Consider the following 17,832-nt stretch of genomic DNA (forward strand, 5'->3'; position numbering starts at 1 on the left):
GTCGGATGAAATTGTCCGATAATATGGCATCATAGCCGAAGGGCAATTCCACCGGAGAGCCGCACGAAGCGGCCATGCACGGGAGGCGAGAGGATGAGGCTGAGCCAGGACATATCCGGCTTTACCGACCAGATGGTGACAGATTGCGCGCTGGGCAGTGCGTCGATCTTCTTTTACGACGACAATGTCGGGGAAGGGCAGCTGTCCTATCTCTACCATGTCGGCGTCAGCGAAGAGGCGCAGCATCGCTATGATGACGGCCGCGTATTCAAATCGGACCCTTTTACCCGGCAATTGCTGGCGCGCAGCCACGCGTCCGGGGCGCATTTCGTCCATTGGGGCGATGCGGTGCTCGATCGGTTCGTGGCGCGGCCCTATACCAGCTTCCTCGATCATTATGCCGTCGATGTCGTCGGTGCTTCCACCCGTCGGTTGGCGCCGGGCCTCTGCCTCATCATCGGCGCGCATCGCAAGGGGCGGCGGATCGGGTCGGCCGATGTGCCCGAACCCTTGTTGGAGCAGCGACTCCACAGCCTGTCCAATATGGTGGTCGATCATTTTCTGTCGGACCTGATCGACTCGTCGGACGGGCGGGTAGCATTGCGGACGACGATGGGTGGGACGGGGGACGGCGCTGCGCCTTGCGTCGCGGGCCTGTCCCCGCGTGAGGAGCAACTGGCCGCCCTGCTGTGCCGTGGCTTGCAGAACAAGACGATCGCCTTCGAGATGGATCTGTCGGAAAATACGGTCGAAAATTACCTCCGCCGGCTTTATCGCAAGCTGGGGGTGCGCAACCGGGCGGGCCTCGTCTTCCGCATGACGCAGCGCCTGCACTGAGCGCGGGAAAGGGAGGACAGACCATGTTCCATGTCGATCTCAAATTGCTCCGCAGCTTTGCCGCCGTCGCCTGCGAATTGTCGGTCACGCGCGCGGCGGAGCGGTTGCACCTGACCCAGCCGACCGTGTCGGGCCAGATCAAGGAACTGGAGCAGGCGCTTGGTTTCTCGCTGTTCCATCGCACCACCCGCCATATCGCGCTGACGCCGGAAGGGGAGCGGCTATTGCCGCTGGTCCAGTCACTGCACCAGTGCGCGCAGGCGGTGCGGACGGAGGCGGAGGGCATGCAACATGCGATGAAGACCCGTTTTCGGCTGGGCGCGGCCATGTACAGCATGGATTTTCTGGACCGGGTCGAATTGATCGACGCTTTCGTCGCGGCCCGATCGGACGTGCGGTTGACGATCGACAATCGCCTGCAATCGGATCAGGTGCGCGACCTGCTGACCGGGAAGCTGGACGCTTCGCTGTTGCTGGGCGTGCCGCTCGACCGTCCGGTGGCGGAATTTCTGGCCGACATGAACCCCGGCGAGATCGCCAATGAGGTGCAATTTCCCGCGTCGCTGGAGCATGTCGTGCTGCGGCGGCGGCGGATCGGTCTGCTGGTGCCGGAGGATAGCGATCTGGCCCGTTATGATGTCATCCCCGTCAGCCAGTTGATCGGGCGCCGGGTCGCGATGATCAGCGCCGAACATGGCGAGGCGTTCGTCAACCCGATCGCCAATTTTCTGCTGCAATGCGGCGCTGTGCCCTCCGTATCGGCGGAGGGCAACGCCATGGCGGTGGAGCGCCATGCGCAGCGGCACGGCATTTGCGCGATCGGTATCGGCTGGTTCGCGACCCTGCCCGGCATGGTGCGGCGGCCGGTCGACGGCATGGATTTCCACATGGACCTGTCGCTGGTTCTGGGGACGTCGCCCAATCCTGCCGCACGGCGCTTCTTCGATTTCGCCGTCCGCTGGCAGGCGGCGCGCGATGCGCTGGGCACCGGTGGCGTGGCGGGCGATCATTTCGCCGACCCGCCGATCGCCAGTACGCAGATGGCGTTCGCTTGATCGGCGTCAGCCGAGTGCGAACACCGCCTTCACATGGGCGGAATCGCTATATTCCTTGACCAGGGCGATCCGATCGCCGGCAAAGCGGAACAGGAAGACGTAGCGATTGTCGTAGAGCGTCCCGTTTTTGAGCAGGCTGTGCGACGTCGCTTCCACGAACAGATGTTCGCCCGCTTCCATGATCAGGCCGGGGGTGACGTGGATGCCGTCCGCCATCTGGGCATGCAGTGTGCCAAGCAGCGTGTCGAATTCCGCCACGCTGATATCGATGCCGCCATTCCACCACCAGCGCGCATCGGCGGTGAACCGGTCCAGCGGAATGCTGCCGGTTGCGATGGCGGACAATATCGTGCGGGCAGTCTCTTCACGGCTGGATGGCATGCGGCGCTCCTTTTTCCTGCTCCGTCCAGCATGTCGGCGGCGGTCGGGTGACGCCAATCATATCGGCCGCCTCATTCATCGTGCGCGCCGATGACTGGTCCGCAAAGCCCGATTGGACCCGTTCGGGCAGCAGCTTCACTCTCCTCCCCAGTCAAAACAAAAGCATGTGAGGAGAGCCCATGTCGATCGCGCCGGCCGATCTGATCCATCCCACGCCCTTGCCCCGCCCCGAACAGGTCGATGCCGACTGGCTCAACAGCCTGTTGTCCGGCGACGGGTCAGTCGGCAAAGTGGCGGCCGTGACGGTCACGCCGGTCGGTGCCGGCCAGATTGGCGAGACGGCGCGCTTCGCGCTGACCTATGTACCGGGCGCGACCGGGCCGGCCAGCCTGATCGGCAAATTCGCCTCGACGGATCCGGCGAGCCGGGAGGTGGCGCGCGGCTGGTCGCTTTATGAGCGGGAATTGCGCTTCTATCACGAACTGGCGCCGCGCGCGGGCATCGCCACGCCGCGCTATCATGGCGCGCGGATGGACGGGGAGGGCAGCTTCATCCTGTTGCTGGAGGATCTGGCCCCGGCCGCGCCCGGCGACCAGTTCAAGGGGCTGGCGCGCGACCAGATGGGGCAGGCGGTGGCGGAGGCGGCGCGGCTGCATGCTGCCTTCTGGGACGCGGATGCCGATCCGGCGCTTGCTTGGCTCGATGCCGGGCATATCGCCCAGCCTTTCTACCAGCCGGAGATTTTTCGTGCGACCTGGCCCGCCTTTCGCGACCGCTATGGTGCGCAGCTCGAACCCCGGCACCTGCGCGTCTGCGATGCGCTGGCGGAACGCTATGAAAGCTATGCCGCGCCGCTTTCCAGCCCGCGCTGCGTCACTCATAACGACTATCGTCCCGACAATATGCTGCTCTTGCCGGATCGGCTGACGGTGGTGGATTGGCAGTCGGTGGCGCTCGGCTGGAATGCGGTGGACATCGCCTATCTGATCGGCGGCGCCTATGGCGCGGCGGAGCGGCAGGGAGTCGAGGATGACCTGCTGCGCCATTATCATGCCGAACTCACCCGCTGCGGCATCACCGATTATAGTTTCGCCCAGTTGCGCGCAGATTATCGCCATTTCACCTTCGCCGGCATCAATGTCGCGGTCGGCGCCGCCATGCTGGTCAAGCGCACCGAGCGCGGCGACCGGCTCTTCCTCACCATGCTCGATCGCTTCGTATCGCATGTGATCGACCAGGATGCGCTGGGCATCCTTCGCCAGCCCGCAGGAGTATGAAGATGGCCAGTCTTGCCGATCCCGCCTTCGCCATGTTGATAAATGGCTGCGCTGTCGATGCGTCGCAGACGATCGCTGTCGTCAATCCCGCGACAGAGGCTCTCATCGCCCATGTGCCCGATTGCGACGAGGCCGGGCTGAATGCCGCGGTGCGGGCGGCGCGCGGGGCTTTCCCCGGCTGGCGCGATACGCCCTATGCGCAGCGGCAGGCCGCTCTGCGCACGATCGGCGCGACGCTGGCGGCCCATGCCGATACACTGGCCGCGATCCTGACCGCCGAACAGGGCAAGCCGCTGGCGGCTGCGGTGGGGGAGATACAGGCCGCCGCCTGGTGGATCGGCGTAGTGGCGGAGCAGGAACTGCCCGTCCATGTCAGCGAAGCGCTGCCCGGTCAGCGCAGCGTCACGCGGCATGTGCCGCTGGGCGTGGTCGGGGCGATCGTGCCGTGGAATTTCCCGCTGCTGCTGGCGATATGGAAGATCGGCCCGGCATTGCTGACGGGCAACACGCTGGTCCTGAAACCCTCGCCCTTCACGCCGCTGGCGACGCTGCGGCTGGGGGCGTTGCTGCGCGACCTTCTGCCGCCCGGCGTGCTCAATATCGTGACCGGCGGCGATGCGCTGGGACCGTGGATGACGCGCCATCTTGATATCGACAAGATCAGCTTCACCGGCTCCACCGCGACGGGGCGCCGGGTGATGGAAAGCGCGTCGGCCAATCTCAAGCGGCTGACGCTGGAACTGGGCGGCAATGATGCGGCGATCATATTGGACGATGCCGATGTGGACGCGATCGCCGAGCCGCTCTTCTGGGCCTGCTTCGCCAATAGCGGGCAAGTGTGCGTCGCGGCCAAGCGCGTCTATGTGCATGACGCCGTCTATGATCGGCTGGCGGCGGCATTGGCCGACATTGCCGCGCGGATGACGGTGGGGGACGGCGCGGTGGACGGCTCGCAATTGGGACCGGTGCAGAACCGCGCCCAATATGACCGGGTGCGCGCGCTGATCGCGGACTCTGTGGCGGCCGGCCATCGCTTTCTGGCGGGCGGCGATGTGCCTGACGGGCAGGGCTATTTCATACCGGTCACCATCGTCGACAACCCGCCGAATGACGCGCGCGTCGTGCAGGAGGAAGCATTCGGCCCCGTCGTCCCGCTGATCCGCTACACCGATCTGGACGATGCGATCGCGCGCGCCAATGATTGCGACTATGGCCTGGGCGGATCGGTCTGGTCGAGCGACATGGACCGCGCGCAGGCGGTTGCTGCGCGGATGGAGACCGGGACGGTGTGGATCAATTCGGCGCAGGGCTTGTCGCCCTTCGCCGCCTTTGCCGGACATAAGCAATCGGGGCTGGGCGTCGAAAACGGCCCGGACGGCCTGCTGGAATTTACGACGCCGCAGAGCGTCTATCAGCCGGTGGTCGGCTGATGCTGCTGCGGGACAAGGTCGTGTTCGTGTCGGGCGCCGGGTCGGGGATCGGCCGGGCGGCGGCGATCCTCTTCGCACAGGAAGGCGCGCGCGTCGGCGTGCTGGACCGCGATGCGGACAGCGCTGCCGCAACGGTGGAGGCGATTGCGCAAACGGGCGGGGCGGCGATGGCGCTAGTCGCGGATGTGACCGATGACGCTGCGATCGAAGGAGCCATCGGCGCGCTGGTCGATCGCTATGGCGCGCTGCACGGCGCGTTCAACAATGCCGGCATCGAAATGGCGAACCGCTTGCTGCCCGATCTGACGGCGGCGGAATGGGGGCGGATGATGGCAATCAACCTGACCGGCGTCTTTTCCTGCATGAAATATGCGACCAAGGCGATGGCGCCGGGCGGTGGGGCCATCGTCAACAATTCGTCGGGCGACGGCATTATCGGCGCGCCCTATGCGGCCGATTATGTGGCGGCCAAACATGGCGTCATCGGCCTGACCCGCGCTGCCGCCTGCGAGGCGCGCCATACCGGCGTGCGCGTCAATGCACTGCTTCCCGGCCTGATCCTCACGCCGATGGTGGAGGAAAGGCTGATCGGCAATCCGGCGTTCGAAAAACAGATGGCGCCGATGGTCGAGCGCCACTCGATCGGCCGCTTCGGCAAGCCGGACGATGTGGCGGAAGCCGCCTGCTGGCTGCTGTCCGACCGATCCGCCTTCATCAACGGCGCGCTGCTGACGGTGGATGGTGGATATACGGCGCGGTGATGGAGCAAGATCAATGACAGGCATGCGGATCATCCGACTGGCGGCGCAACCGACGCTCGACACGCTGGCGGTCACGCGCGCGCCGATCCCGCAACCCGGCCCCGGCGAGCTATTGCTGCGCCTGCGCGCCTCGTCGCTCAACTTCCACGATTATCTGGTAGTCGCAGGCCATATCCCGGTTGCGGAAGGGCGCGTGCCTTTGTCAGACGGCGCCGGCGAAATCGCCGCATTGGGTCCGGGCGTATCCGGCTGGACGGTCGGCGACCGCGTAATGGGCGCCTTCTTCCCGCGCTGGATCGATGGACCGCCCAACCGCACGAACAACAACGCGATCAGCGGCGAAACGGCGAACGGTTTCGCTGCCGACCATGTCGTCGTGCCGGCCGCCTCGCTGACCGCCATTCCCGATGACTGGTCCTTTGCGGAAGCGGCGACCTTGCCCTGCGCGGGCCTCACCGCCTGGCGCTTCCTGGTGGCGGAGGGGCAGGTGCAGGCCGGGGACAGCGTGCTGCTGCCCGGATCGGGCGGCCTCTGCCTGTTCGCGCTGCAAATCGCCAAGGCGCTGGGCCTCACCATCTGGTCGACCACATCGTCCGATGCGAAGGCGGATCGGTTGCGGGCGATGGGCGCGGACCATATCGTCAATTATCGCGCCGATGCCGGCTGGGGCGGCACGATCCGTGCCGGCACCGGCGGGGAAGGGGTGGACCTCGTGCTCGAGATTGGTGGCCAGTCCAGCTTCGTGCAGTCCGTCCGCGCCTGCCGCATGGGCGGCAAGGTCGTTGTCGTCGGGACCACCGCCAACGGCGCGCCGGAACTGCCCCTGAGCGATGTGGTGATGCGCCATATCCGTGTCGATGGCATCGCCGTGGGCAGCGTGGCGCAACTGCGCGGCCTCGTCGCCTTCCTGACCGTGCATGACATCCGCCCTGTCATCGACCGGCATTTCCCGCTGGAACAGCTGGCCGACGCCTTCCGTTATCAGCTTTCCGGCGCGCATTTCGGCAAGATTATCCTCGACTTCTGACCGGTTGCGTAGCGTCGCCGGGCAAGAGACGGAAATCCGTCTGTCTTTTAAGATTGTCAGACGATATTGATCGACTATAAAGTCTGTACGAATCAAAAAGAACATGGAGAGGAGAGCATCATGGCTGTCGTCACAGGCCGGGGACCGGTGGACAAATGACGCTGGATTATGTGCGATTGCTGGAGGCGAACAACGCCATCCAGACCATCGGCGACGATACCTATTGGCTGTGCGTGACGCGTACGGTGCAGGAATCGAAGCTGTTTCCCGTGCCATCCTATATGCTGCTCTCCTATCTCTGCTGCTATTATCGCTACCCCGCCTTGCTGCGGAAGATCGAAGCCAAGATGAAGGCGGAAGAGATTGGCGACCGTGCGCGGGCCATGGGCGGCAAGTTCGGCAATCTGCCCGGCTGGGCGCTGCCGACCTTCTTCCTGCTGGGGCGCGAAACGCTGATCAACATGGGGCTTCAGACGCCGGCGGACGATGCCGAGGATGTCGCCTATGTCATGGACTTCTGGCGCCGCTTCAAACTGGCGCAGCAGCGCGAGGACGGGCATCTCAACGCCCGCGAGTTCGGCCAGCGCGTCCAGCTTCTGCCCGAACGGCGCATTCAGCGTTTTCACGCCGACCTGCATGCCTGCAAAAATGGCGACCGGCTGCACAAGGCGGCGCAGACTTTCCTCGCCACTATCTCCCAATATGGCTTCCTCGTGTCCTGCGAGAGCCGCTGCACGCTCAACAATAGCGGCCCCTATAAGCTGGCGGACAATCGCGAACTGGTGATCCGCGATTTCACCGATCTGGCGCAGGGCGACTATCCCTGGCTGGATGGCGTGGCCGACGCCATTCCCTATCCGAATCTGACCGTCACGATGGAGGCGACCGACTGCCATTTCTACCTGATGGACGATTGGGGCAGTTTTGAATCCAAGCCGGAATTCACGGCGGAAAAGCTGACCGGCGTGGGGCTTTATACATCGGACGCGCTGACCGAAAATTATGTGCCGGTGGGCATGGAGTCGCCCGATCAGCTGGCGGATACTTTCGAGAATCTGACCGACATCTTCCGTACCGCCACGGTCGAGCTGTGGAAGAATATGGCCGGCTGGTCGCGCGACCAGATGATGGACGCGGGGGCGCTGGTCTATTTCAGCCTGATCAAGGATTTCGCCCATGTCGCGGGCGTCTATGACGTCGACGACTGGATGAAGATCGACGAGCGGGCCGATCGCTTCCGGCCGCTGCTGAACGACGAATACGGTCGCGATTTCCTAGGCGAACTGGTGGGGCTGGTCGACCTGCCCAGCCAGCAACTGCACGATTATGCGATGATGATGCATAACGGCCGCCCGGCCCGCTATATCTCGCATATTCCCCATGGCGTGTTGAATGGCGACATTCCCGCCAGCACCGCGCATGTCGCGCCCGGCGTCACCCATCTGACCGAGAAGGTCGATCGCTATGTGACGAGCGCGGGGGCGCTGAGCCTGGCCGATTATAATGCGCGCGCGGCGGCATTCCGCCCGGCGCAGATGCAGCAACCCTATCGTTTCCTGTGCGACAGCAGCGTGCGCGGCGCGCCGGACAGTGCGGACGTCGCGGCGCTTTATGCGCTGGAACAGGAACAGTCGCGCCTCCTGAAGGGCAGGGGCGCCGGGCTGACACGCGACCAGATAGAAGCCCTGCGGGAGAATAAGGCATGAGCGGGCCGAAAACAGAGGCTGCGGCGCTGGCGGATATCGAGGCGCTGATCGCCGATTTCCAGGCATCGGGCATGCGCGAACTGCATGTGCGGGCGGGGGAATTTGAAATCTATCTGTCGACCGATGCGTTGGCGCCCGGATTGGGGGCGCAGGCCGTCGCCGTGCGGGTGGAGCCTATCGCCCCCGCTGCCGCTGCACCGGCGGCTGCGGCGCCAGCACCAACCGCTGCGCCGCCCATTGCCCCGGCCGCCGCGCCGTCCAGCCTGCCCGACAATGCCGTGATCGTCCGTGCGCCTTATCTCGGCACCTTCTATCGCGCGCCCAAGCCTGGTTCGCCAGTCTATGTCGATGTCGGATCGGTCGTCACCGCCGACACCGAAATGTGCCTGGTCGAGGTGATGAAACTGTTCACCGCCGTTCGTGCAGGGCTGTCGGGCACGGTTCATGCCATCCTCGCCACAGACGGCGCGATGGTGGAGGCCGACCAGCCGCTCTTCGCCGTCATTCCAGGGTAAAGACGATGGCCGTCAATCGCCTCTTCATCGCCAATCGCGGTGAAATCGCTCTCCGTATCGTCCGCGCCGCGCAGGGCCTGAACGCCGAAACCGTGGTCGGCATTTCCGACGCCGACCGGGGCAGCGCGGCGGCAAAGCTCGCCGATCGCGCGCTGGTCCTTGGTCCCGGCCCGGCGGCGAAATCCTATCTCGACCCGCGCCTCGTCGTCCATGCGGCCAAGGCGGCCGGTTGCGACGCGCTGCATCCGGGCTATGGCTTCCTGTCGGAGCGCAGCATCCTGCCGCGCCTGTGCGCGCAGCATGGCATCGCCTTCGTCGGCCCCGAACCCGACATGATCGACGCGCTGGGCGACAAGCTGCAAGCCCGCGCCATGGCGAAGGCGGCCGGCGTGCCGCTAGTGCCGGGCAGCGAGGAAATTGCGTCGGCCGCCGATGCCCGCCGTGAAGGCGACCGCATCGGCTATCCCGTGCTGCTCAAGGCATCGGCCGGTGGTGGCGGGCGCGGCATGGTGATCGCCAACAATGCGGACGAGGTCGAGGCCGGTTTCCATAAAGCCAGCGCCGAAGCGCAAGCCGCCTTCAACGACGGCCGCCTGTTCATGGAACGCTTCGTGCCGCAGGCCCGCCATGTCGAGGTCCAGCTGATGGGCGACGGCACCGGCAAGGTTGTCCATTTCGGTGAACGCGATTGTTCGGTCCAGCGCCGCTACCAGAAGCTGGTCGAGGAAGCGCCCTGCACCGCCATGCCGGACCGGGTGCGCAAGCAACTCCATGACGCCGCCGTCGCGCTCGCCGCCAGCGTCCGGTATCGCAATGCCGGCACCGCCGAATTCCTCTACGATGTCGCGCGGGAGGAAGTCTATTTCATCGAGGTCAACGCCCGCATCCAGGTCGAGCATCCGGTATCCGAAATGATCACCGGCTTCGATTTGGTACAGGAACAGATACGCATTGCCGGCGGGTCGCCACTGTCGGTCAGTCAGGCGGATGTCCGCGTCACCGGCCATGCCATCGAATGTCGCATCAATGCGGAGGATGTGGGGGAGGGGTTCATCCCCGTCCCCGGCCGCATCACCGGCTGGCAGGTGCCGACCGGCGAGGGGGTACGCCTGGACAGCCATATGTCGCAGGGTGCGATGATCCCGCCCTTCTACGACAGCATGATCGGCAAGCTGATCGTCCATGGGGCGACACGCGCCGATGCTGTGGCGAAGCTGACGGAGGCCCTCGACGCCTTCAAGGTGGAGGGCGTGCCCACGACCATCGACCTGCACCGCCGCATCGTGCGCCACCCCGACTTCATCGAAAACCGCATCCACACACGTTGGCTTGAGCAGACCTTGCTCGCTTCCCCGGAGTAACAGGCATGGCCCATATCACCTTCCTCGACGAAACCATGCGCGACGGGCAGCAAAGCCTGTGGGGCATGCGGATGCAGGCTGGCATGGCGCTGCCCGTCACGCCGATCATCGACCAGACCGGCTATAATATCATCAGCCTGGCCGGCTCCTCCCTGTTCGAAGTGCTGACCCGCCATTGCCAGGAAGATCCCTGGGCGGGCCTTGACCTGCTGATCGGCTCCATGCCCAATACGCCGCTGCGCGCGGGCTGTCGCTCCAACGGGTCGGTGACGTTCGGCTTCACGCCTGACGTGCTGATGGACCTTTGGGTGGATCGCCTGTGCATCCATGGCATCCGCAGCTTCTGGCTCTACGATGTGCTGTTCAACATCGACAAGATGCACCGGCTGGCGAAGATCGCCAAGGGCCATGGCTGTCAGGTCGCGGGCACGATGCTCTTCACCCTCTCGCCGGTCCATACCGACGACTATTATGCGGACAAGGCGGACAAACTATCGGCGCTGCCCGAAGTCGACAGCCTGCTGCTCTACGACACGGGCGGCGTGCTGGATCGCGATCGTATCTCCACGCTCGTCCCCGCCATCGTCGCCAAGGCGCGCGGCAAGCCGATCGAGATGCACGCCAACAACATGCTGGGCCAATCGGCCAAGACCTATATGGATGCGATCGAGTTCGGCGTGACCGTGCTGCATACCGCCGTGCGCCCGATGGCCAACGGCCCGTCCATCCCCTCGATCGAGATCATGACCAAGAATGTCGAGATGATGGGTCACACCCATAATATCGACACGTCCAAGCTGAAGCCCGTCGCCGATCATTTCGAGCGGGTGGGGAAGGCCGCCGGCTTCCTGGTCAACCAGCATTTCGAATATGATGTGACCGCGCTCAAGCATCAGATCCCCGGCGGGATGATGGGCACATTGCGCGCGCAGCTGGTGCAGCAGAATATGCTCGACCGGTTGCCCGACGTACTGGCCGAAGTGGCGCTTGTGCGGCGGGAGCTGGGCTATCCCGGCATGGCCACGCCCTTTGCGCAGCTGGTGGGCACGCTCGCCGTGCTGAACATTGTGACCGGCAAACGCTATTCGGTCGTGCCGGACGAGGTGATCCAATATGCGGCCGGCTTCTATGGCGATCCCGTCGCGCCGATCGACGGCGACGTGCTGGACCAGATATTGTCCAAGCCGCGCGCCAAGGAAATCCTGGCCAATCCGCCCGAACAGCCCGACCTTGCCGAACTGCGCCGCCGTCATGGCACCGGGGAGGATGACGACGAACTCATCCTGCGCGCGCTGGTGCCCGCGTCCGACATCGACCGGATGCGCAAGGCCGGCCCGGTGGCGCGGGATTATCCCACGCTCTCCTCGCCCGAACTGGCGCAGGTGCAAAAGCTGATGAAGCTCGCGACCGCGCCGCTGGTGCAGATCAAGTCGAGTGCGCTGGGCCTGACGCTGCGGCGGTAGGGCGCGCAATCATAAACAACGCCGTTCGTCCTGAGTAGCCATTGAGCGGAGCCGAAATGGCGTATCGAAGGATTGAGCGCGACGCCGGATGCTTCGATACGGGCCTTCGACTTCGCTCAGTCCCTACTCGGCACGAACGGGTGTCTGGGAGTTAACCCATGCGAATGATCGACTATTTCGATCGCGGCCTGCGCATCGCGCATGACAAGCCCTGCATGATCGAGGGCGACACGCAAAAAACCTATGCGCAGGTCGCGACCCGCGTGAATGCCATCGCCGCGCTGTTGATCGCGGACGGCTTCGCGCCGGGCGCCCATGCCGCCGTGCTGAGCGGCAACGCCATGGTCGCGTTCGAGGCGGTGCTGGGCATACTGCGCGCCGATGGCGTGTGGGCGATGGCCAATAACCGGGCCAGCACAAGCGAGAACGCCTATCTGTTCGACCTGCTCGATATCGACACTTTGTTCGTCCATTCCGAAGTGGCGGACCGCATCGTCGAGTTTCGGGCGCAATGCCCGAACATACGCCGCTATATCGCGCTCGACCGGGCGTTCGACGAAGCCGACTTCTTCCTCGAAGATCGCCTTGAACCAGACGCCCCACCAGTCCTGCAACGCCGCACCGGCGACCCGCAAGAACTCGGCTTCCTCGCCAATACCGGCGGCACCACCGGCCGGTCGAAGGGGGTGATGCTGACCAACGGCAATTGGCAGGCGCTCGTCTCCAGTCTGGTCGCGTCGATGCCGATGACCATGCCGCCTGTGAATATGGTGGCCGCGCCCATGACCCATGCCGCCGGCCCGCTCGCGCTGGCCAGCATGGCGCTGGGCGGCACGGTCGTAATCCTGCCCAAATTCGAACCCGGTCCGGTGATCGACGCGATCGAACGGCACCGCGTCACCTATATGTTCCTGCCGCCCACGGCGATCTACATGCTGCTCTCGCACCCCGGCGTGGCGCAGGCCGATTTCTCCAGCCTGCAATATATCAGCTATGCCGGCGCGCCCATGTCGCTCGACCGGCTGAGGCAAGCGATCGCCATCTTCGGTCCGGTCATGAACGCCAGTTTCGGCCAGACCGAAGCGCCCATGTGCGTCACCGCCATGCCGCCGCACGAACATCTGAACGCGGCGGGCGAGCTCGCCCATCCCGGCAGTTGCGGCCGCCCCAACCTGCTCTCCATCGTCGAGATCATGGATGATGAGGGCAACATCCTTCCCCCCGGCGAGCGCGGCGAGATCGTCGTGCGCGGGCCGCTGGTGATGGCGGGCTATTACAAGAATCCGCAGGCGACAGCCGAAGTCTCGACCCATGGCTGGCATCACACCGGCGACATCGGCGTACGGGACGAAGACGGCTGGTTCTATGTCGTGGACCGCAAAAAGGACATGATCATATCCGGCGGCTTCAACGTCTATCCGGCCGAGGTGGAAAAGGCGTTGCTGGCCCATGATGCCGTGCAGGATTGCGCCGTCGTCGGCATCCCCGACGAAAAATGGGGGGAGGCGGTGATCGCCTTTGTCGAGGCCCGCCCCGGCCACAAGCCACAGGAAGCGACCCTGATCGCCTTCGCCCGCGAGGCGCTGGGCGCGGTCAAGACGCCCAAGCGGATCGAGATCGTCCGCCAGCTGCCCCGCACCAACGCAGGCAAGGTATCGCGCGCGGAATTGCGCAAACCCTATTGGGAAGAGGCCGGAAGGAAAATCTGATGCGCGACGTCCATATCATCGGCGTCGGCATGACGCCCTTCGGCCGGCATCTCGACCGGATCCATAGCGACCTGGCGCAGCAGGCGGTCGGTGAAGCGCTGGCCGATGCCGGGGCGAAGGCTAGTGATCTCGGCATGGCGATATACAGCAATGTCATTCAGGGCTTCTTCGCCGGCGAAATGTCGATCCCCGGCGAATATGCGCTGCGGCCGCTGGGCATTCAGGGCGTGCGCGTGCTGCATGTGGAGGCCGCCTGCGCCAGCGCGACGATCGGCCTGCATGTTGCGGCAGACTATATTCGCGCCGGCCTGACCGATGTGGCGCTGATCGTGGGCGTGGAAAAGCTCTACAGCGCCGATCGCGCAAAGCGTTTCGCCGTGTTCCAGCAGCCGCTCGATGCGATCGAGGCGCAGCGCTATATCGACGGTACGAAGGGCATGCTGGCGCCCGCGCCGGATGGGCTGGACGGCCCCGGCCCCAATATCATGATGGACGCCTATGCCGCGCAGGCGCGTCTTTACATGGCCACATACGGCACGACCCAGCGCCAGATCGCGGCCGTCTCCGCCAAGAACCATAGCCATTCGCAGTTCAACCCGCTGTCCCAATATCGCAATGCCATGAGCATCGAGGAGGTGCTGGCCGCGCCCAATGTCAGCTGGCCGCTGACCGTGCCGATGTGCGCCCCGATCAGCGATGGCGCGGCGGCGGCGGTCCTGTGCGCCGGCGATTTGCTCGGCCGCTTTCCGCAGGCGCGCGCGGTCCGCGTGCTGGCGACCGAATCGCAGAGCGGCACCGACCGCGCGCCCGACGATTATGCCAATCATGTCACCCGCATCGTGTCGGCCCGCGCTTATGAGAAGGCCGGCATCGGCCCGCAGGACGTGCATGTCGCCGAAGTGCATGATGCCAGTTCATCGGGTGAAATCGTGCAAGTGGAAGCACTCGGCCTCAGCGCGCCTGGGCAGGCGGGGCATGATGCAGAGGCTGGCGTGACGGCGCTGGGCGGGCGCATTCCGGTCAATGTGTCGGGCGGCCTGGTGTCGAAGGGGCATCCGCTGGGCGCCACGGGGCTGGGCCAGATCCACGACCTGGTGACGCAGTTGCGTGGAGAGGCCGGCCAGCGTCAGGTGGACGGCGCGCGCGTCGCGCTGGCGGAAAATAGCGGTGGTTTTTATGGGGTTGAGGATGGGCTGAGCGCTGTGACGATCCTTACTTCATCCTGAAAAACTCGTCATTCCCGCGAAGGCGGGAATCCATCTCCGATGCTCTCCTCATGGACAAAGTTGGGAGATGGGTTCCCGCTTTCGCGGGAATGACGATTATTGGCGAACGGGTGAGCGGGAAGCCCTCACTCCACATCGAACGCCACGTCCGGCAATTCGTCCACCATCGCATTGGTTTGCGCAAACAGCGCCGCGACCGCTGCCTCCGCTGCCTCCACATCGCCATCATTCACCGTCTGCGCGATCGCCCGATAGCCTTCGGTATGCGAATCCTGCTGCGCGCGGGTCTGGTAGGGGCGGATCTGCGCACGGAACAGGTCGGCGCGACGCAGCGGCGTCACCCGCGGCAATTCCCGGTTGCCCGCCACCTCGAACAGGCAGTCGTAGAAGGCCTGCCGCACCGCGATATAGCTGCGATGGTCGCCATCCTCGTCATGCCGCCGTGCCGCATCCAGCGCCGCGTCCATCAGGCTGCGATTGGCATGGCCCGACGCCGCGCCCAGCCGTGCGGCCAGCCGCACCAACTGCTCCAGCACCTCCAGCAGGTCGCGCACCTCCCGCCGGGTCAGCCGGTTGATATGCGCGCCGCGATAGCGATGGATCGCGACGATCCCGTCCCCCGACAGATGCCGCAAAGCCTCCCGCAAGGACGATCGGCTGATCCCCAGCCGCAGCGTCAGTTCCGCCTCGACCAGATGCTGGCCCGGCACGAACTGGCCGGTGCGGATGCCGGATCGGATGGCGTCGGCGACCTTTTCGGTCGTGCCGATCGTGGCGGGCGCGTTCATGCTCCCACCGGTTCGGTTTCGAACAGTGTGCGGAAATGCGCCAGCTGGTCGTGCGCGGTCATGTCCAGCTGCATCGGCGTGATCGACACCGCATTGTCGCGCGCGGCGGCCAGATCATTGCCCTGTGCCGCGCCGCCGTCCGGGAAGGCGATCTTGATCCAATAATAGGGCACATGCCGTTCATCGATGCGCGGGATCGGGCGGAAGGAGCCGGGTGGGCGCATGCCTTGGCGAGTGACCCGCACGCCGCTCACCTCATCCAGCGGACAATGCGGGAAATTCACGTTGACGAAACTGCCCTGCGTCCATTCCAGACCAAGCAGCTGCGGCAAGATCTGCGCCGTATAATGGCGCGCCGTATCCCAATGCACCGGCGTCTGATAACTCCATATCTGGCTGAGTGCGATCGACGGAATGCCCAGCATCGCGCCCTCGATCGCCGCCGATGCCGTACCCGAATAGGTGATATCCTCCGCCAGGTTCGGCCCGCGATTGATGCCAGACAGCAGCAGGTCGGGCCGTTTGTCGCCCAGCAATTCATAGACGCCCAGCAGCGCGCAGTCGGTCGGCGTGCCCTTGACCGCGAAATGCCGCTCGTCGCGCTGCTTCACCCGGATCGGGTAGGATAGCGACAGGCTGTGCCCCGCACCCGACCGTTCCTCGTCCGGCGCCACCACCCATATATCGTCGGTGAACTGGCGCACCACCTCTTCCAGCAGCAGGATGCCGGGCGCGTCTATGCCATCGTCATTCACGATCAACACGCGCGGATTGGGCTTGGCGGTCACACATTCTCTCCCGGATCGACTTGTTTGACGCCCAAGCTAGATGAGTCGAAGTTTGCCGTCAATATCGTCCTACGATTTCATCTGTCAGATGCTTGACAGAAATGCTACGACCCGGCACATCGAGGGGGAGAGCGCAGACTCGTGAAAAACAGGAGAGATGTATGGGGTTGCCCATCGATAGCGCGCACAAGGGGCGCCCGCCGGCTTCGTCGCTGGTGGAGGCGACGCTGAGCCTTGTGCAGGAAAGGCTTCGCGACCGTTTCGCGCAATCGGGACAGGATTGGGACGGCTTTCGCATCAGCGGCGCGGCCCTGACCAAGGCGGATCTGGCGGATGTGGAGCGGCGCCTGCTCGCCACCGGCCATCGCTTCGACTGGTCGGCCGGCATTTCGGTCGCGGAACGGCCGGATATCTATAAATCGCGCGGCGATGGCGATCAGGTGGATGAGAGTTTCTCCCACCCCGACGCGCCGCAGGGTGATCCGGACGAAACCGGCCGTGCGCTCGCCGGCGTGGGCGACAATGTGGTACGTCATGACGCCGACATCACCGGTATCGCCCGCTTCATCCGCACCAATGAACGGGTGCTGGATTATCTGACCAACGGCGTTCCGCCCGGCATCATCGCGGTGATCGACGATAGCGGCGGCACGCTGACCGCGCCGATCATCGAGCAATTTACCGGCGTCATCTGCGCGGGCGGCACGGTGCGATCGCATTTGGGCATCCTGACCCGCGAATATAATATTCCCTGCCTGATGAACGCGAAGATCGCCGGCATCGCCGATGGCGACATGGTCACGATCGAAGCGACGGCCGCCGCCAAGACGACCGAGGATTATCAGCAGGGCGTCGAGCGCGTCGGCCGCGTCTGGCGCCTCGTAAAAGAGGAGGCGACGGCATGATAAATGACCGCGATCTGGTGTTCCACGGCGTCGCCATCAAACGCCACGCCGGCGCCGCCGCCATCGCCGCTCTGGTAGGCTTGCCCGAACCGCGCGTATCGACCCTGCTCGCCGACGCCGTGGCGACCGGCCGGGTGGTCGATACCGGTAACGCCTTCATCCTCGCCCCGCTAACCCGCGTGGCACTGGAGGCGCGCTATGGCCTGCACTTCGCGCCGCTGCGGCAGGACAAGGCGTTCGAGAATGCCTATCTCGCCTTCGAGCGGGTGAACAAGACCCTGAAACAGGTCATCACCGATTGGCAGACGATCAGCATCGGCGGCAACAAGGTCGCCAACGACCATAGCGACCGCGCCCATGACGAAGCGGTGATCGATCGCCTGGGCGAGGTGCAGGAGCAGGTCGAACCGATCCTGGCGGCTTTGTCCAAAGGCTGGCCGCGCATGAACTTCTACGCGCAAAAGCTGCTCGCCGCGCTCGAAGCCGCCGAAGATGGCGAGCATGAATGGGTCAGCGACATCCGACGCGACAGCTACCACACCATCTGGTTCGAACTGCACGAGGATCTGCTCCGCATCATGGGCCGGGTCCGGGAGGAATAAG

General features: G+C 64.7%; 18 protein-coding genes. 14 read left to right on the forward strand and 4 right to left on the reverse strand.

What is annotated here, in order from left to right:
- Positions 1-93 precede the first annotated feature (93 nt).
- Together F4U94_RS06815 and F4U94_RS06820 are read left to right on the forward strand one after the other, a co-directional pair.
- Positions 94-837 (forward strand): helix-turn-helix transcriptional regulator, encoded by a 744-nt coding sequence (locus F4U94_RS06815; RefSeq protein WP_120250332.1) that lies wholly within the window; start codon positions 94-96, stop codon positions 835-837.
- 23 nt (positions 838-860) lie between these two features.
- Entirely contained in the window at positions 861-1,892 is a 1,032-nt protein-coding gene (locus F4U94_RS06820) for a LysR family transcriptional regulator (protein ID WP_120250331.1), read from the forward strand.
- A gap of 6 nt (positions 1,893-1,898) precedes the next feature.
- On the opposite strand, the gene F4U94_RS06825 is transcribed toward F4U94_RS06820, so the two are convergent.
- Complete coding sequence (locus F4U94_RS06825; protein ID WP_120250330.1) at positions 1,899-2,273, reverse strand: nuclear transport factor 2 family protein; 375 nt, start codon at positions 2,271-2,273, stop codon at positions 1,899-1,901.
- Positions 2,257-2,412 (reverse strand): hypothetical protein, encoded by a 156-nt coding sequence (locus F4U94_RS24750; protein WP_211363294.1) that lies wholly within the window; start codon positions 2,410-2,412, stop codon positions 2,257-2,259. The genes F4U94_RS06825 and F4U94_RS24750 overlap by 17 nt, the downstream gene beginning before the upstream one ends.
- A gap of 40 nt (positions 2,413-2,452) precedes the next feature.
- On the opposite strand from F4U94_RS24750, the gene F4U94_RS06830 reads away from it, so the two are divergent.
- From F4U94_RS06830 to F4U94_RS06875, 10 genes are all read left to right on the forward strand, one after another.
- Positions 2,453-3,550 carry a phosphotransferase gene (locus F4U94_RS06830; RefSeq protein WP_120250329.1) on the forward strand — a complete coding sequence of 366 codons (1,098 nt, stop codon included), beginning with the start codon at positions 2,453-2,455 and terminating at the stop codon, positions 3,548-3,550.
- 2 nt (positions 3,551-3,552) lie between these two features.
- Positions 3,553-4,980: an aldehyde dehydrogenase family protein gene (locus tag F4U94_RS06835; RefSeq protein WP_120252081.1), complete on the forward strand. Its 1,428-nt coding sequence runs from the start codon at positions 3,553-3,555 to the stop codon at positions 4,978-4,980.
- Positions 4,980-5,741: an SDR family NAD(P)-dependent oxidoreductase gene (locus tag F4U94_RS06840; RefSeq protein ID WP_197716440.1), complete on the forward strand. Its 762-nt coding sequence runs from the start codon at positions 4,980-4,982 to the stop codon at positions 5,739-5,741. The genes F4U94_RS06835 and F4U94_RS06840 overlap by 1 nt, the downstream gene beginning before the upstream one ends.
- A gap of 13 nt (positions 5,742-5,754) precedes the next feature.
- Positions 5,755-6,768, forward strand: a complete 1,014-nt coding sequence (locus F4U94_RS06845) for a zinc-dependent alcohol dehydrogenase family protein (RefSeq protein ID WP_197716439.1) — start codon at positions 5,755-5,757, stop codon at positions 6,766-6,768.
- 155 nt (positions 6,769-6,923) lie between these two features.
- Entirely contained in the window at positions 6,924-8,474 is a 1,551-nt protein-coding gene (locus F4U94_RS06850) for a hypothetical protein (RefSeq protein ID WP_120250327.1), read from the forward strand.
- On the forward strand, positions 8,471-8,989 hold the full coding sequence (locus F4U94_RS06855; protein WP_120250326.1) for an acetyl-CoA carboxylase biotin carboxyl carrier protein: 519 nt from the start codon (positions 8,471-8,473) through the stop codon (positions 8,987-8,989). The genes F4U94_RS06850 and F4U94_RS06855 overlap by 4 nt, the downstream gene beginning before the upstream one ends.
- A gap of 5 nt (positions 8,990-8,994) precedes the next feature.
- Positions 8,995-10,350, forward strand: coding sequence for an acetyl-CoA carboxylase biotin carboxylase subunit (locus F4U94_RS06860; RefSeq protein WP_120250325.1), 1,356 nt, complete (start codon positions 8,995-8,997; stop codon positions 10,348-10,350).
- A 5-nt stretch (positions 10,351-10,355) separates the two neighbouring features.
- Positions 10,356-11,813: a pyruvate carboxylase gene (locus tag F4U94_RS06865; protein ID WP_120250324.1), complete on the forward strand. Its 1,458-nt coding sequence runs from the start codon at positions 10,356-10,358 to the stop codon at positions 11,811-11,813.
- 158 nt (positions 11,814-11,971) lie between these two features.
- Complete coding sequence (locus F4U94_RS06870; RefSeq protein ID WP_120250323.1) at positions 11,972-13,522, forward strand: class I adenylate-forming enzyme family protein; 1,551 nt, start codon at positions 11,972-11,974, stop codon at positions 13,520-13,522.
- Positions 13,522-14,748, forward strand: a complete 1,227-nt coding sequence (locus F4U94_RS06875) for a thiolase family protein (RefSeq protein WP_120250322.1) — start codon at positions 13,522-13,524, stop codon at positions 14,746-14,748. Before F4U94_RS06870 ends, F4U94_RS06875 begins: the two co-directional genes overlap by 1 nt.
- 125 nt (positions 14,749-14,873) lie before the next feature.
- Here the strand turns inward: F4U94_RS06875 and F4U94_RS06880 are convergent, their stop codons facing one another.
- The gene (locus tag F4U94_RS06880; protein WP_120250321.1) at positions 14,874-15,536 is read right to left on the reverse strand and encodes a GntR family transcriptional regulator; all 663 of its coding nucleotides are present in this window, start codon (positions 15,534-15,536) and stop codon (positions 14,874-14,876) included.
- The gene (gene surE / locus F4U94_RS06885) at positions 15,533-16,324 is read right to left on the reverse strand and encodes a 5'/3'-nucleotidase SurE (RefSeq protein ID WP_120250320.1); all 792 of its coding nucleotides are present in this window, start codon (positions 16,322-16,324) and stop codon (positions 15,533-15,535) included. Before surE ends, F4U94_RS06880 begins: the two co-directional genes overlap by 4 nt.
- A gap of 161 nt (positions 16,325-16,485) precedes the next feature.
- On the opposite strand from surE, the gene F4U94_RS06890 reads away from it, so the two are divergent.
- Positions 16,486-17,229, forward strand: a complete 744-nt coding sequence (locus F4U94_RS06890) for a PEP-utilizing enzyme (RefSeq protein ID WP_120250319.1) — start codon at positions 16,486-16,488, stop codon at positions 17,227-17,229.
- The gene (locus F4U94_RS06895; RefSeq protein WP_120250318.1) at positions 17,226-17,831 is read left to right on the forward strand and encodes a hypothetical protein; all 606 of its coding nucleotides are present in this window, start codon (positions 17,226-17,228) and stop codon (positions 17,829-17,831) included. The genes F4U94_RS06890 and F4U94_RS06895 overlap by 4 nt, the downstream gene beginning before the upstream one ends.
- Position 17,832: the final 1 nt, after the last annotated feature.

This window comes from Sphingobium limneticum (genome assembly GCF_008710155.1).
Classification (GTDB): Bacteria; Pseudomonadota; Alphaproteobacteria; order Sphingomonadales; family Sphingomonadaceae; genus Sphingobium; species Sphingobium limneticum.

Bases quoted from the DNA above. Each gene is read 5' to 3' on its own strand.
- F4U94_RS06815 (WP_120250332.1), top strand. From the start codon at position 94: ATGAGGCTGAGCCAGGACATATCCGGCTTTACCGACCAGATGGTGACA.
- F4U94_RS06820 (WP_120250331.1), top strand. From the start codon at position 861: ATGTTCCATGTCGATCTCAAATTGCTCCGCAGCTTTGCCGCCGTCGCC.
- F4U94_RS06825 (WP_120250330.1), bottom strand. From the start codon at position 2,273: ATGCCATCCAGCCGTGAAGAGACTGCCCGCACGATATTGTCCGCCATC.
- F4U94_RS06830 (WP_120250329.1), top strand. From the start codon at position 2,453: ATGTCGATCGCGCCGGCCGATCTGATCCATCCCACGCCCTTGCCCCGC.
- F4U94_RS06835 (WP_120252081.1), top strand. From the start codon at position 3,553: ATGGCCAGTCTTGCCGATCCCGCCTTCGCCATGTTGATAAATGGCTGC.
- F4U94_RS06840 (WP_197716440.1), top strand. From the start codon at position 4,980: ATGCTGCTGCGGGACAAGGTCGTGTTCGTGTCGGGCGCCGGGTCGGGG.
- F4U94_RS06845 (WP_197716439.1), top strand. From the start codon at position 5,755: ATGACAGGCATGCGGATCATCCGACTGGCGGCGCAACCGACGCTCGAC.
- F4U94_RS06850 (WP_120250327.1), top strand. From the start codon at position 6,924: ATGACGCTGGATTATGTGCGATTGCTGGAGGCGAACAACGCCATCCAG.
- F4U94_RS06855 (WP_120250326.1), top strand. From the start codon at position 8,471: ATGAGCGGGCCGAAAACAGAGGCTGCGGCGCTGGCGGATATCGAGGCG.
- F4U94_RS06860 (WP_120250325.1), top strand. From the start codon at position 8,995: ATGGCCGTCAATCGCCTCTTCATCGCCAATCGCGGTGAAATCGCTCTC.
- F4U94_RS06865 (WP_120250324.1), top strand. From the start codon at position 10,356: ATGGCCCATATCACCTTCCTCGACGAAACCATGCGCGACGGGCAGCAA.
- F4U94_RS06870 (WP_120250323.1), top strand. From the start codon at position 11,972: ATGCGAATGATCGACTATTTCGATCGCGGCCTGCGCATCGCGCATGAC.
- F4U94_RS06875 (WP_120250322.1), top strand. From the start codon at position 13,522: ATGCGCGACGTCCATATCATCGGCGTCGGCATGACGCCCTTCGGCCGG.
- F4U94_RS06880 (WP_120250321.1), bottom strand. From the start codon at position 15,536: ATGAACGCGCCCGCCACGATCGGCACGACCGAAAAGGTCGCCGACGCC.
- F4U94_RS06890 (WP_120250319.1), top strand. From the start codon at position 16,486: ATGGGGTTGCCCATCGATAGCGCGCACAAGGGGCGCCCGCCGGCTTCG.
- F4U94_RS06895 (WP_120250318.1), top strand. From the start codon at position 17,226: ATGATAAATGACCGCGATCTGGTGTTCCACGGCGTCGCCATCAAACGC.